At 59.1% G+C, this 14,986-nt stretch carries 12 protein-coding genes; 4 read left to right on the top strand and 8 right to left on the bottom strand.

Annotated features, from left to right (window positions below):
- Positions 1-3 precede the first annotated feature (3 nt).
- From nirB to OCK01_RS25525, 7 genes are all read right to left on the bottom strand, one after another.
- Positions 4-2,451, bottom strand: a complete 2,448-nt coding sequence (gene nirB / locus OCK01_RS25555; RefSeq protein WP_263826412.1) for a nitrite reductase large subunit NirB — start codon at positions 2,449-2,451, stop codon at positions 4-6.
- A gap of 5 nt (positions 2,452-2,456) precedes the next feature.
- Positions 2,457-3,254 (bottom strand): ABC transporter ATP-binding protein, encoded by a 798-nt coding sequence (locus OCK01_RS25550; RefSeq protein ID WP_263826411.1) that lies wholly within the window; start codon positions 3,252-3,254, stop codon positions 2,457-2,459.
- A 12-nt stretch (positions 3,255-3,266) separates the two neighbouring features.
- Positions 3,267-4,169, bottom strand: coding sequence for a nitrate ABC transporter permease (ntrB, locus tag OCK01_RS25545; protein WP_263826410.1), 903 nt, complete (start codon positions 4,167-4,169; stop codon positions 3,267-3,269).
- A gap of 76 nt (positions 4,170-4,245) precedes the next feature.
- Entirely contained in the window at positions 4,246-5,544 is a 1,299-nt protein-coding gene (locus OCK01_RS25540; RefSeq protein ID WP_263826409.1) for a CmpA/NrtA family ABC transporter substrate-binding protein, read from the bottom strand.
- Between the two features lie 352 nt (positions 5,545-5,896).
- The gene (locus OCK01_RS25535) at positions 5,897-7,168 is read right to left on the bottom strand and encodes a CmpA/NrtA family ABC transporter substrate-binding protein (protein WP_263826408.1); all 1,272 of its coding nucleotides are present in this window, start codon (positions 7,166-7,168) and stop codon (positions 5,897-5,899) included.
- A 34-nt stretch (positions 7,169-7,202) separates the two neighbouring features.
- Positions 7,203-7,802 (bottom strand): ANTAR domain-containing response regulator, encoded by a 600-nt coding sequence (locus tag OCK01_RS25530; RefSeq protein WP_263826407.1) that lies wholly within the window; start codon positions 7,800-7,802, stop codon positions 7,203-7,205.
- Positions 7,799-8,239, bottom strand: coding sequence for a hypothetical protein (locus OCK01_RS25525; protein WP_263826406.1), 441 nt, complete (start codon positions 8,237-8,239; stop codon positions 7,799-7,801). The genes OCK01_RS25530 and OCK01_RS25525 overlap by 4 nt, the downstream gene beginning before the upstream one ends.
- Before the next feature lie 203 nt (positions 8,240-8,442).
- Here OCK01_RS25525 and ampC point away from each other — a divergent pair, with 203 nt between their 5' ends.
- From ampC to OCK01_RS25510, 3 genes are all read left to right on the top strand, one after another.
- Positions 8,443-9,612, top strand: coding sequence for a class C beta-lactamase (ampC, locus tag OCK01_RS25520; protein ID WP_263826405.1), 1,170 nt, complete (start codon positions 8,443-8,445; stop codon positions 9,610-9,612).
- Between the two features lie 368 nt (positions 9,613-9,980).
- Positions 9,981-12,119, top strand: coding sequence for a type I restriction enzyme HsdR N-terminal domain-containing protein (locus OCK01_RS25515; RefSeq protein ID WP_263826404.1), 2,139 nt, complete (start codon positions 9,981-9,983; stop codon positions 12,117-12,119).
- A gap of 104 nt (positions 12,120-12,223) precedes the next feature.
- Positions 12,224-13,045, top strand: a complete 822-nt coding sequence (locus OCK01_RS25510; protein WP_263826403.1) for a hypothetical protein — start codon at positions 12,224-12,226, stop codon at positions 13,043-13,045.
- 78 nt (positions 13,046-13,123) lie between these two features.
- Here the strand turns inward: OCK01_RS25510 and OCK01_RS25505 are convergent, their stop codons facing one another.
- Positions 13,124-14,188 carry a DUF4365 domain-containing protein gene (locus OCK01_RS25505; RefSeq protein WP_263826402.1) on the bottom strand — a complete coding sequence of 355 codons (1,065 nt, stop codon included), beginning with the start codon at positions 14,186-14,188 and terminating at the stop codon, positions 13,124-13,126.
- A 292-nt stretch (positions 14,189-14,480) separates the two neighbouring features.
- Between OCK01_RS25505 and OCK01_RS25500 the strand changes: the two genes are divergently transcribed.
- A partial coding sequence (locus OCK01_RS25500; RefSeq protein WP_263826401.1) for an ATP-dependent nuclease occupies positions 14,481-14,986 on the top strand: 506 nt, incomplete at its 3' end.

The following is a 14,986-nucleotide window of genomic DNA, read 5'->3' as shown; positions in this document are numbered from 1 at the left end:
ATCTCACTCCGCCGCATGATGGAAGCCGATGGTCGCCATCGGCTTGAACTCGTGTTTGTCCTTGCCGGAGACGCGCTCCGACCAGGGATCGACCTGGGCGAACTTCTGGCTGAAGACGAAGCGGTCGAAATAGGCGCGCCGCTTGTCGTGATCCTCCGTGATCTGCCGGCGGATCTCGTCATGGCCGATGCGCTTGGCCCATTTGTAGATGCGTTCGAGATAGCGCGCCTGTTCGCGATACATCTGCGTCAGCGCCACGATATGCTCCAGCGCCTCGTCTTCCGTCTTCACGAGGCCGAGAATATCGGTGCCCTTGATGTCGAGCCCGGCGGCGCCGGCGAAATGGATCTCGAAGCCGGAGTCCACGCAGATGACGCCGATATCCTTGCAAGTCGCCTCGGCGCAATTGCGCGGACAGCCCGAGACGGCGAGCTTGAGCTTTGCCGGCGTCCAGGAACCCCACATGAACTTTTCGATGCGGATGCCGAGCCCGGTTGAATCCTGCGTGCCGAAACGGCACCAGTCGGAGCCGACACAGGTCTTCACCGTGCGCAAGCCCTTGGCGTAGGCCTGACCCGAGACGAAGCCGACCTTGCCGAGATCGGCCCAGACGGCGGGCAGATCCTCCTTCTCGATGCCCAGGAGATCGATGCGCTGGCCGCCGGTGACCTTCACCATGGGTATCTCGAATTTATCGACCACGTCGGCGATGGCGCGCAATTCGGCGGCGTTGGTCACGCCGCCCCACATCCGCGGCACCACCGAATAGGTGCCGTCCTTCTGGATATTGGCGTGAACGCGCTCATTGACGAAACGCGACTGGTAGTCGTCGGCATATTCATCAGGCCAATCGCAGACGAGATAGTAGTTGAGCGCCGGCCGGCATTTGGCGCAACCGCAGGAGGTTTTCCACTCCAGTTCCTGCATGACGGCCGGAATGGTCTTCAGACCCTTGGTCTTGATCAGGCGGCGGACGTCGTCATGACCCAGTTCTGTGCAGCCGCACATCGGCGTCACAGCGGCGGGATTATAGGCGTCTCCCATCGTCAGCGACATCAGCTGTTCGACAAGGCCGGTGCAATTGCCGCAGGAGGCGGAGGCCTTGGTGTGGGCGCGGACGCCGTCGAGCGTCGTCAGGCCCTTGGCTGTGATCGCCGAGGTGATCTTGCCCTTGCAGACGCCGTTGCAGCCGCAGATTTCCGCATCATCCGGCAAGGCTGCAACGGCCGCCATAGGGTCCAGCGGAGCGCCCCCCTGAAACGATTGGCCGAAGATCAGGGTTTCGCGCATGGCCGAAACATCGGTTCCGCGCTTCATCAGGTCGAAGAACCAGGAGCCATCCGCAGTATCGCCATAGAGCACGGCACCGAGGATCTTGTTGTCCTTGAGCACGAGGCGCTTGTAGACGCCGGCCGAGGCATCGCGCAGCACGATCTCTTCCCGATCCGGCGCCTCCGCGAAGTCGCCGGCGGAGAACAGGTTGATGCCGGTGACCTTGAGTTTCGTATTGACCACCGAGCCATGATATTCGGCTGCGCCGCCGGTCAGCCGATCGGCCAGAACCCGGGCTGCCTCATAAAGCGGCGCAACCAGGCCATAGCACGTCCCGCGATGTTCCGCGCATTCGCCGAGCGCAAAGATATTGGGGTCCGAGGTCATCATGCCGTCATCGACGACGATGCCGCGGTTAACGGCGAGACCTGCCTCCTTGGCGAGGCTCGACGCCGGACGAATGCCGACGGCCATCACCACCATGTCGCCGGAGATGACACGGCCATCCTCCAGCTCGATGCCCTCGACCTTTTCCGCGCCGAGGATCTGCTTGGTGTTGGCCTTGGTGATGATCTCGATGCCGCGCTCGGTGAGCGCCTTTTCGAGCAGATAGGCCGCCGCCGGGTCGAGCTGCCGCTCCATGATCGTCGGCATCAGATGGATGACAGTGACTTCCATGCCCTGGCGCTTCAGGCCGTAGGCGGCCTCAAGCCCGAGAAGCCCCGCGCCGATGACGATGGCGCGCCCCTTGCCCTTGGCGATCTCCAGCATCTTCTCGACGTCGTCGAGATCGCGATAAGCGAGAACGCCGGGCAGTTGATGACCGGGAACCGGGATAATGAAGGGCAGGGAGCCCGTGGCGATAACGAGCCTGTCATAAGACGCCGTCACGCCATTGGCGGCGGTGACCGTTTTGGCATGGCGGTCGATTTCGGTGACTTTCGCGCCCTTATGGAGGGTCACGCCATGGGCGGCGTACCAGACGTCGTCATGGATGACGATGTCCTCATACGCCTTTTCGCCGGAGAGAACCGGCGAAAGCATGATACGGTCGTAATTGACCCTCGGCTCTGCGTTGAAAATGGTCACGTCGTAAAGGCCGCGCGCCCTTTCGAACAGCTCTTCCAGCATGCGGCCGGGGGCCATGCCATTGCCGATGATCACAAGTTTTTGCGCCATGGTGATTACTCCGCAGCTTCGACGAAGCGGTGGCGTTCGTAGAGGAACTTCAGCACGGCTTCGCGGGATTTGAGATAGGTTCGGTCGGCGGCGAGCGCGATGCGGTCGCGCGGGCGCGGGATCGGAACGTCCAGAACCTCGCCAATGCGGGCGGCCGGGCCATTGGTCATCATCACGATGCGGTCGGAGAGCAACACGGCCTCGTCGACGTCATGGGTGATCATGATCATCGTATTGCCGAGCCGGGAGTGGATCTCCATCACCGCATCCTGCAGATGGGCGCGGGTGAGCGCGTCCAGCGCGCCGAAGGGCTCGTCGAGCAACAGGATTTTTGGCTCCATGGCCAGCGCCCGGGCAATGCCGACGCGCTGCTTCATGCCGCCGGAGATTTCGGCGGGCCGCTTGTCTTTCGCATGCGCCATCTGCACGAGGTCGAGATTGCGCATCACCCAGTCATGCCTTTCGGCCTTGCTCTTCTTGCCGGCGAAGACCTTGGACACCGCGAGATTGACGTTCTCATAGACCGTCAGCCAGGGCAGCAGCGAATGGTTCTGGAAGACGACGGCGCGTTCGGGACCGGGCGCGTTGACCTCCTGGTTTTCCAAGAGCACCGCTCCCGCCGTGACCCGCGTCAGTCCGGCGATCAGATTGAGAAGGGTCGACTTTCCGCAGCCGGAATGGCCGATGATCGAGACGAACTCTCCCTTCTCGATGGTCAGCGTCACGTCCTTGAGCACCTCGGTGCGGGCGCCGCCGCGTTCGAAGCTTTTGTCGATATGGTCGATCTTGAGATAGGCGGTCATAATCTCGTCTCCTCAGTTCTTGGCGGTGCCGCGGGTGACGACGCTGCCGACGAGGGCGACGAGCTTGTCGAGGACGAAGCCGGTCACGCCGATATAAGCGAGCGCCACGATGATGTCGGAGAGGCGGGATGAATTCCACGCATCCCAGATGAAGAAGCCGATTCCGACGCCGCCGGTCAGCATTTCGGCTGCGACGATGGCGAGCCAGGACAGGCCGACGCCGATCCGCAAGCCGGTGAAGATGTAGGGGGCTGCGGCCGGAATCATGATCTTGTAGAAGAACTCGAGCGGATTGAGCCGGAGCACACGTGCGATGTTGCGATAGTCGTCGGGAATGTTCCGGACGCCGACGGCGGTGTTGATGATGACGGGCCAGATCGAGGTGATGAAGATCACGAAGATCGCCGAGGGATTGCTGTCCTGAAAGGCGGCGAGCGACAGAGGCAGCCAGGCGAGCGGCGGCACGGTGCGCAGGATCTGGAAGATTGGATCGAGGCCGCGCATGGCCCAGACCGACTGGCCCACCACCGCGCCGAGCAAGACGCCGGCGATGGCCGCGAGCCCGAAACCGACTGCAACCCTCTGCAGCGAGACGAGAACTCGCCAGGCCAAGCCGATATCCTGCGATCCATAATCGAAGAACGGATAGGCGATCAGATCATAGCTGTCGATCCAGACCTGCGATGGCGGCGGAAGCGTCGCGCCGGGGCCGGAACAGAGGATCTGCCAGAGTCCGAGAAGGGCGATCAGCACCAGTATCGGCGGCAGGACGGAGCGCATCACGCTTCCGATGGGGCCGTGTAGTTTCAGGCGCGGCGCGGGACGCCGGGTCATCTGGACGACGGCTCCTCCGCCTTGCGCGGCGGCGATGGCCGCTATTGGCTCGGAAATGCTTTTTCGGGCGGTTGCAGTCATGAAATGGTCCTCTTTCGAGCAATGTCGGTCGGCGCGATGGCGCCCCCGCTGGCATAGGGCGAGGGACAAGAGCGCATCAGGCGCTGGCCTTGATGGTCAGGCTGTCGAGATAGGCTGCTGGATTTTCAGGATCGAAAACCTTGCCGTCGAAGAATGTCTCCGGCCCGCGCGACGTGGAGGCTGGAATGTCGGCTGCGGCTACGCCGAGGTCTTTGGCGGCGGCGCGCCAGATGTCCTCGCGGTTCACCTTGTCGACCAAAGCCTTGATATCGGTGTCGGGCGCGAATTTGCCCCAGCGGACATTTTCGGTCAGGAACCAGGCGTCATGGCTCTTGAAAGGATAGGACGCGTGATCCTTCCAGAATTTCATCTCGAGGCCGGTGTTTTCAATCTTGCGGCCATTGCCGTAATTGATCGTGCCCTTCAGGCGTCCGGCGACATCCTTTGGCGGCACATTGAACCACTGACGTTTGCCGAGGATGGTCGAGAGTTCTTCCTTGTTGTCCATGCTGTCGGCCCAGATCTGGGCTTCCATCACGGCCATCATCAGCGCCTTGGTCGCGTTCGGGTGCTTCTCGATCCAGTCGGAGCGGAGCGCCAGCGCCTTTTCCGGATGGCCCTTCCAGAGTTCGCCTGTGGTGCAGGCGGTAAAGCCGATGCCCTGATTGACGAGCTGCTCGTTCCAGGGCTCGCCGACGCAGAAGGCGTCCATGTTGCCGACCTTCATATTGGCGACCATCTGCGGCGGCGGCACGACGATGGTGGAGACATCCTTGTCCGGATCGATGCCGCCGGCGGCGAGCCAGTAACGGATCCAGAGGTCGTGCGTGCCGCCGGGGAAGGTCATGGCGACCTTGATCTCGTCGCCGGCAGCCTTCTTGGCGGCGAAAGCCTCCTTCAATTTGGACGCGTCGAGCTGGACGCCGGTGTCAGCATATTGTTTTGCGACGGAGATGCCCTGGCTGTCGAGATTGAGGCGGGCGATGATCGACATCGGCACCGGCACCTTGTTCTGCGTCACCTTGCCGGTCGAGATCAGGTAGGGCATCGGCGTCAGGATATGCGCGCCGTCGATGCCGTTGGCTTCGCCGCCGAGCACGAGATTGTCGCGGGTGGCGCCCCAGGACGCCTGTTTCAACACCTCGACATCGGGCAGGCCGTGCTTTTCGAACAGGCCCTTCTCCTTGGCGATGATCAGCGGGGCTGCGTCGGTGAGCGCGATGAACCCGAGCTTGACGCCCGTGACCTCAGGTCCGGACGTGGCGGCAAAAGCGCCAGACGGGAAGGCGAGGCGGATTGCGCCTGCGAGCGCCGCCGCAGAGCCGGCCTTGAGGATCTGACGGCGGCTGATGGTCATTCCTGTGGTCTTCGTCATGGTTCTTCGGTCCCTCTGGAGTGCGACGGAAATCGGAAAACAAAAAAACGCCGCGTGCTGATCTGCCAGGTCCGGGCGGGAGGAGCCGGACGACAAAAAAGCCTGCGACGTCGATGTCTGATGGTTATCTGCGCCACACAGGCGCTCATCCGTCCTTGGTCGCCGTTGACCGCGGACGAATATTTGCAAGCAAGCGCCGTGCCAAATCAGACGCGTGCTCATCAAGCCATTCCAGATATAGGTGTTTTCGAGGATGGCGCCCTTCGCATCAATCGCTGCGAGAGGCAGGACATTGCACGTTCAACGGCCTCGCATTCCATGCAAATGCCCTCGGATTGTGCATTGCACTCCATCAGTCCTCATGGGTTCCAGTCTTGGCCGGCGCGTTCGAGCGCACTGAAAAGCGCTGCACATAGTCCTCGATGTCGTTCGGGTCGAAGCGCTGGCCATCCATGAAGCCGTCATAGCCATGGGCCTCGCCTTCATCGACATCATGCGGCTTGAGGGCGTCGGCGCCGAGCGCCAACGTGTAGAGATCGGGGCGGAAGGCGCTTTGCGCCCGCATCAGGCCTTCGGCGCTGAACTCCGTCTGCCCCCAGCGGATCATCTGGCTGTAGATCCAGCTTGCCTGATCTAGGCGCGGATGGTTCGCCTCGCCGCGATGAAACAGAAAATAATCGGGGATGACGCGGGTCGTGCCCTGAGCATCCAGACTGAATTCGCCGCTGAGAACGCGGCGGATAATTGTTTTCGGCGCAGCGATATAGGCGGGAGCCGCAAGAATTTCCGCCAGTTCGTCATGATGGGCGGTGTCGTCGCACCAGCGCGCCGCCCGGTCAAGCGCGACGATCAACCGGCATACGGTGTCGATGTTGGCCTTGGCCCAATCGGGGCGCATGCCAAGCACTTTTTCGGGCGCAAGCGGCCAGATGTCCTGCTTGGCGGCGACGATACGCCCTGCTCCGCGTTCGGATGCGACCATATTCCAGGGCGCGCCGACGCAGAAACCGTCGATTTCGCCTGCCGCCAGCGCATCCGAGGTCAGAGGCGGAGGAACCACGACCAGCTTGACGTCGCGATCGGGATGAATGCCGCCAGCCGCCAGCCAGTAGCGGAATTCGTAATTGTGGGACGAGAACGGATAGGTCATGCCCAGCGTGGGGGCGGGTTCCCCCCGAGACCGCATGTGGGCGAGAAGCGATGCGAGCGCCCGGGCGTTGGCCAGCGCGCCGGCGTCGTCGGTCAGGCCCGTTACGGCTTTCATGCGTTCAAAGATGCGCGCGGAGAGAGTGATCGCATTGCCGCCCTGGCCGAAGGAGAAGGGCGCGATGGTCGGCGAGGGGTTCGATCCCAGCCCCAACATGGAGGCGACGGGCATCGGCGAGAGCATATGGGCGACGTCGAACTGGCGAAACGCCAGCCGGTCCCGCACATTGGCCCAGGAGACGTCACGCGCCAGATCGATGCGGAGACCTTCTTTCTCGGCGAAACCGAGTTCTGCGGCGACGATGAGAATTGAAGCGTCCATCAAGGGGATGAAGCCCGCCCTGACGACCTTCCTGTCGCTGCCGCCAATTCGCGCTGGAGATTTCACGGCGTCGCCGTTTCCTGTCGTGGCCATCATGGTTCTCCCCAGCCTGTGTCGTCCGGCGCTCCCATCACAGCAGCAGTCCCGCTGCCGTGACGACGCTCTGGGCGATGTCCGCCAGTTTTTTCTTTTCGTTCATGGCGGTCTGTCTCAACAGCGCGAAAGCCTGTTCTTCGCTCAGTCCGCGCATCTTCATCAGAATGCCTTTGGCGCGTTCGATAACCTTGCGCTCCTCCAGCGCATTGCGCGCTTCGGTGAGTTCCCGCTGCAGCCGGCTGAAGGCGTTGAAACGGCTGACGGCCATGTCGAGGATCGGCTTGATGCGCTCCTTCTTCAGGCCGTCGACCACGTAGGCGGATACGCCCGCATCGACCGCAGCCTCGATCGCGGCCGTGTCGGACCGGTCTACGAACATGGCGATGGGGCGCGAGACTGTCCGGCTGAGCTGGAACATATGCTCCATCATGTCGCGGTTCGGGTTTTCGATGTCGATGATGATGACGTCGGGATCGAGCGTCTCGATCAGCCGCGCCACCCCTCGCATCTCGTGGATCACCTTCACATGGAGGTGGCCCGCCTCGTTCAACCCTTCCTCGATGATCGACGCGCGGATTGCGTTCTCGTCGATCACGAGAATGGTGAGGTCGGCCGTGTTTTTCGGTTCATTCAAGGCGTTACACCGCAGAAATAGAGCGCGAAGCCGACACCCGCGACGCTCAACGCCGAATTCGAACTCAGACTGCGGCTCGCCAGGAGGGCCGCGGCCGCAATTGCCAGCAAAAGCGCTAGACTCAACACCGAATCCGCCTCGGAAAACACCAACGCCAGTGAGGTCAGCAGCAGACTGGAGGCAATCGTCATCCGGATCAAATGTCCGCGCGAAGCGCCGGCTTGCGCCGAGAACATTGCAACGAAGTCGGTCCAGCACAATCCGATGACGATGCTGAGGATAGGCGGATAGGCAAGCAATGAGATCTCCTGAACCATCTGGGTCAGAAGCAAGCAATTTTTACGCCATATGCACTCCCATAACACCCCGAAGGCTGTGCTGGCTTGAATGACGCGTAGCGGCGCGTCCCAGTGCCCCTCAGTCGTATTGAGGCTCATTGTCGGTATTCCCCATCAGTTGGGAACTGCCCCAGCGGGATAGTGACGGCCGAGGACGGCCGGTTTCGACAGCTGCTCTGAAATTTTCTGTTTTTGGTGCGCCGCCAAGACCTCAGGTCTTTCGGTGTAATTCCGACAGCGGACGCATCAATGCCATAAACCCGCAGAGAATGCGGCTTCGCAATTCATCTCGGAGTTATCTATTGAGATCCTGCCTTATTGCCGCTTCCACCCTTGCTCTCGCTTTCGGTTCGTCCGCCGCTCACGCGCTGACGGATGCTGAGTTCCAAGCCATCGCCACAAAGGTCTTCATCCCGGTCATGAAGGAGTACCGCATCCCAGGTGTCGCTGTCGGTCTGACGCTAGACGGTCATGAGTACTATTTCACGCATGGCGAAGCCGTACGCGCCACGCATCAGCCGGTCGCCAAAGACACGATTTTCGAGCTTGGCTCCGTGAGCAAGCTTTTCAACGTCACATTGGCGGAGCTTGCGGAGCAGCGAGGCCTCCTGTCTATGAGCGACAGCGTCTCGGCCCATATTCCCGCCTTAAGAGGAACTGCTTTTGACGGCATCACCCTTCTCAACCTTGCGACCCATACAACAGCTGGCTTGCCGCTCCAGGCGCCGGAGAGCGTTACCGATGCCGGAGACGAACTTACCGACTATTTGAGAGCGTTCAAGGCTCAGGGCGATCCGAGCACGTTTCGCTCCTACTCGAATGTCAGCATAGGTCTCCTGGGCAAGATCACTGCTGAGAAATTCAAGAAACCATATGGTCAAGTTCTTGAGACCCAGGTGTTTCGCCGACTGGGACTTTCCAGCACCTACGTGTCGGTGCCTGATGCAGCCGCTGGCCGCTATGCCTATGGCTACTCCAAGAAGGACGACCGGCCAGTCCGGCTAAACCCCGGCGTACTCGATGCAGAAGCCTATGGCGTGAAATCGACCGTGGTGGATATGACCCGGTTCCTGGGCGCAAATCTCGGCGCGGTGCAAGCGCCAAAGGAGATCGCTGATGCGCTCGCAGGCACGCACGTCGGCTTTTTCGAGACCCGCTATTACACCCAGGATCTCATCTGGGAGCAGTATCCCTGGCCGGTCGACGCCCATCGTTTGCAGGCGGGCAACTCGAGTGACATGGCCTTGAAGACGCAGCCTGTGAAGCGTTTGTCCCCGCCTGCGGCGCCTGCATCCGAAGCCGTATTCCTCAACAAGACCGGCTCAACTAACGGCTTTGGCTCCTATGTCGCCCTTTTGCCGTCAGAAAAACTTGGAATCGTCGTGCTGGCGAACCGCAACTATCCAAACGAGGTCAGGGTCCAAGCAACTCAGCACTTGATCAAGATGCTCGAAGAGATCTCACGGAAATGAACGGGCACGCCTGAGCAGCGGCACGGTGGGCCGCAGAGATACCCGTGGTCGTCTCAGGAATCTGATCGGCAGACACAGTGAAGGCTCTTGAACCGGTTCGAACCAATGGCCCGTTATTCCGTCCAAAATATCATTGAAAAATTTGAGCCTTCTCGTCCTAGATGTATTGAGATCGAATGTGGACATGCCCCGGAGGGATCCTATCCGGCTTAAGTACGCTTTGTCCCGACGGGCTGGCGCACGTGGCATGATCAATTGTGTGTTCGCCTTTGAATTGCATTGAACGCTTCTTGCTGCCTCTCTTGACTTGAAACCGGCGGACGGACAGAAACAGGTGGGTTTAGCTTTCAGTTTGGATCACGAAAAAGATGACGCTCGACATCAGGGGAAGCATCAAGAACACCAAGCTGAGCTTAAACCAATACGTGGTTTTCGAAGAGCTTATCGCCAATGCGATCGACGCGTATCTCATCCGGCGAGCGAGCGATCTATCTGCCCCGGATATGAATATCGCGATCGAAGTCGACTTCTTGCGTGCTGACCTGCTCGACGATCGCGAACTGATGAACGTTTCATGCGGCGACAATGGATGCGGCCTTGGCGACGATCAACTCAAAGCCTTTCTTACCAAGGATACGTCCTACAAGGACGATCTCTCCATCTCCGGCATCGGAAGGTGCAAGGGTGCAGGGCGCATTCAATTCTTTCACCATTTCGCAGCGATGAGGATCACCAGTACCTACCGGGTCGGTGAGACTTTCTTGAAACGCGAGTTGCAGTATTCCGAGCCGCAAAAGCAGATTGAGGCCGATGATTTCAACGCTGCGCCGGGCTCCGAGACCGACATCGGGACTGTCATCCGGCTTGAGCAATTCAAAGAGGCGGTTCGCACGCGCATATCCCATGGCGACGCCTTAAGCACCCTCTTCTCGGCGCCGGCGCTAAAAAAGCAGATGCTCGTCGCTTTCCTGCAGCGACTCGTCGGACTGGGTGAACAGCTCGGCAATTTCAAGATCCAATTCACGACACGGCACTGGAAGGACGATCAGGCGAAGATCGAAGTGCTGCGGCTCGGCGACCTGCCGGCAGTCACCGCCGAGCGGGCTGTCGATGTCGAAGAACGCGATCCCGCGTCGGGGGACCGGCTCGGCACTTGGCAAACATTCAACCTCTCTCACTACCAGCTCGACGCTGAGCAGTATGATCTTCCGCGCAATGCTATTGCCTTCTGCGCCAAGTCGACCCCGGTGAAGGACATCACTGGTCACTACCTGCGGACGCGCACCGAGCAAAACAACCCGGTGGGCGGTTTCCATCATCTTGTGCTGATCGAGGCCGACTATCTGGATGCCCGCGTCAACGAGCAGCGCGACGATTTCGACAATATACCCGATGAGATTCCGAGCGGCGATATGTTTTCGTCGGAAAAACTGTCCTACGCCGACATTCATGAGGCGCTTGACCCGGTTATTGATGAGATGGTCACTCCGGCTGACTGGAAGAAGGAGGAGGTGCTCAAGGAGGCCACCCACCAGTTCGGCATCAGCGAAGCGATGCTCCAGGACACCAAGACTAGGATTGTCTACGGCGAATCCGCACAGTCAGTCGCCGAACGTGTTTTGAGCAAATACCAGAAGGCCGTCATCGACGAGACAGCCGCGATCTTCAACCTCAAGGAGGAGATCATGGCGGCGGAGCCGGACTCCGACGAGTTCCGCCAAAAAATCCATGAGCTTTCCTGGAAATATACGTCATCGCTCAAGAATTTTGATATGGCCAACCTGTCGCAACTCATCGTGCGCCGCGCCGCCATTGTCGATATCCTCAATCTCGCCTGTGAACAACGGCTTGCGATGCAGGCGGCAACCGACGGCGTCAGACGCAAGGATGAGCAAATCATCCACAGCATCTTTTTCCCGATGCGTAAGGACAGCACTGAAACGACGGATCACGATATCTGGCTGCTGAGCGAGGAGTACCAGTATTATGACTATATCGCCTCGGACTTGCCGCTCGCAAACATCAAATGGAACGACGACACCAACGTATTCGAAAGTGACATCGACGATGCACTTCGAAAGGTTCTTGCAAAACGCACAAGCGACAATGGTGGCAAGCGCCCCGATGTCGCGGTTTTCAGCAAGGAGGGCTCGGCGATCATCGTCGAATTCAAGGCGCCCGGTGTTTCCACCGACGAGCATATCGGTGATCTTTCTGAATATGCCCAGCTGCTTGCCGCGAAATCCGGCGGTAAATTGAGGAAATTCTACGGCTATCTTATCGGCGACAGCGTCAACACGCTGCGTCTGAGCGGGAACTGGACGCCGTTCCCAACGGGCAAGGGCTGGTTCCAATCAAGCGAGTTGAAGGATCCAGAGACGCGGCAATCGCTTGGCGAGACCTATTTTGAGATACTGCATTTCAGTGACGTGATCGACCGCGCCAAAAAACGCATTGGCGTGTACCAGGATAAGCTCAAACTGGACTTTCGTCGCGACAGCAATTGATCAGCGCTCATCGCCGCAGGAAAAGGAGCTGGCGATTGTGCTGATCGCAAGGTATCAATCCGAGGGGTGGCATGGGAATAGGGTCTTGGATTCTGCAGTGCGCGATGAAGCGCGTGATCTCCCTCGCATTGAGAAGAAAGGCTCCCTCGCTAATCCCGACGTCTGGAGACCGCGCCAAGGCTAACGATTGTTACGTGGTCTATCTTCTCGATGAAACTGGCGAAGCAAGGTTTCTCGTAGAGAAGTTGGAAGGGGCTGAGGTTCAGGGGAAGTGGTCGCACGACGGCAAGAGCTTCACCGAAGAGAAAGTGCTGCCCACTTCGCGACTGCCCGAATTCACCGTCTACATTCAGCATTACTACCAAACATGGACCTTCTACAGCGTAGGTGTCTGGAAGTTCCTTCGGTATCGCTGGTCGCGCTGGCCCTGGATTCGCGTAAGCTTCGACCGCTTTCTGCAGTCGAGGTTCAACAAGAAGGAACTGGCCAGACAGGCTCGCATGGAGGTGCTGGAATATGTTCTGACCGAAACCATGAAGGATCGGAAATTTCAGACCCATCCCACGAACCTGCTAACCCACCTCTATTCGGTGCGTTGGGTGCATCGTCCAGACAAGGACGAGCTGATGAACTACTACACGTTCATGTTGGATGCTCTGAAAGAGTCGGGCGACCTGGAGGCGGCCGACCACCACGGCTACAAGCTGACACCCAGAGCGCTGAATACGGTGAGCGCATTCGTCCAGGAGGAGCGTCGCCATGGTGACAACTACAAGATCCAGCGCGGCATCTTCTGGCTGACAATCGCCTTGATGTTCTTCGGCCTTGTTCAAGCCGGAGCCGCTGCATACGAACAATGGTTGAAGCCACCCGATACATTCACCGGAACCCTCGGGGGTCAGCCTATCGATCTCACCCGACATTGATGCGGAGACGAGAGCTACTGAGAGGGTTTCGGGTCTACCGTCCGCGCTAGTCGAATTATCGCCGCACGGCTCTATCGTCTACACATCGCGCGCGTGCCATGGCGCGACGCTGATCATATGCGGTTCGGCTGCCACTGACATCACCTCCGCTCCCACGAGCACCTGCAAGGTCGCGGCCCATCGCTCTCCGATCTCGTTCAAATCGATGGCGAGCCGATGTTCGATCATCTCGCCTCCGCCCATGTCACCGTAGGAATACCTTTCGTTGCCAAGATCAAGCAGGCACTCTCCATCGAACTCTTCGTCATCGAGCTCGTCGCCGGTGGAGGTGTCGGTGACGGAGAAACTCTCGTGCCACACTTCGAAAGGGGTTCCGTCGAAGTATTCGTCCGTTTCTGACCACCGGACGGGCATTGCCTCGAGGGCCGGCGTGAAGTCCAAGTAGGGGAAAGTCGAAGATAAATCGCCCATAGAGAATTGCCAGTGGGTGCGGAATGATTCCCATTCTCCCTCAGGAGTCTTGCTCTGGAAATACACCTCGGTCCGCATCTTCGACATCCATTTGATCACCATCAGACGGGCATCCCGTCCTCCCTCTCGGCAGTTGTGCAGCCATTGCACCACGGAGGAGTCGCGAAGGAATCGGGCGATGCCCGTATCGTCCTCCTGTCGCAATGTGCTCCTGAGAACGGGGATCAGGTTGCGGTCCAACACAATTCGGAAAAAATGGCCGTCGAGAACATTCCTCTTGTCGACTTTCACGCGCACCGTTTTCTGATCAAGACGAAGAATCTCCTCTCCATAGTTTCGCTGCACCCATTTCTGCAGATCGACTGCGAGGAACTGGTCGGCGCTTTCCACATAGACGGCAAGATAGGTCGGCTGGATATTTAGGAACCAGAACCTCAAATGGGCGACCTCAAGGTCAAGGACGACCTCTTCCGACTTCTGGTAGTCGGCGAAAGCCAGTGTAGCTGCCATGATTCCTTTCATCTGGAACCAGATCAAGGCAGGGGTGACGATTTTGCCGTCGCCAGCTTGGTTCGTCCGCGTCAGTTGCAGGCCGATGTCTCTGCCGGCGCGGTCGCGTTCATACTCGACAAATAATCCGTGTGGCGCCGCGAGAGCACGGAATTTGCCCATATAGTCGTTTTCGAATCATCGCGAGCGCCAACCTTCACGCTGGTCCCCCTCCCGTTTACCCGCAGCTATCGCCAGAATAGCAGTAGCGTACGCTCCCGATCATCGTGCGCCAAGCGTCAACTTTGTTGCCGGCGTGATCGATGAACTAGTTGAGACCCCGCCAAAGCCGCTATCATCAGCAAGCGCAACCTGAAGGCAAAGCGTTGTCAATGAAAATTCGTTCGTGGATTGCGAGCGTCTGACGTCGAGCAACGGTTTTTGATCGAGTATAGTCCTCGTACTGGGGGATTCGATGTATTTAAGAAAAATCAAACTCGCGAATTTTCGCTCGTTTCATGACGCCGAAATTGAGCTTCAAAAGGACCTTACGGTTTTCGTCGGAGAAAATAACGGCGGTAAAAGTAACGCAATCGATGCGTTGCGGCTTTTGACGGTTCCTCTTAGTGGCCGTCGCGAGATCTACTGCGAGGGAACCGATGTCCGCTTTCAAAGTACGCGGCCGGACTTCGAGATTATCGGAGATTTCGAGGAACTGTCCACCGGCCAGCAAGGCCGGCTAATTTCAGCGGCTACGGACAGCTCCCTTACCCGCGCCGCGTTCGGTTTGCGCTTCGACGCAAGCCGTGTGGGCGCCAGGCCGACATTGTGGGCAGGAAAAGATGGCAACACGCCGGAGCCAGGTTGCCATGACATGATACGCCACGTCTATCTTCCCACCTTGAGAAGCTGCCTCAAAAAGAGGTGGGTGATTTCAAGAGGTTATGATTCCTTCGGATTTGCAAGATTCGATGGAGTTCA

This window comes from Rhizobium sp. TRM95796, assembly GCF_025779995.1.
Lineage (GTDB): Bacteria > Pseudomonadota > Alphaproteobacteria > Rhizobiales > Rhizobiaceae > Rhizobium_E.
This window is presented reverse-complemented; position numbering and strand designations above follow the sequence as displayed.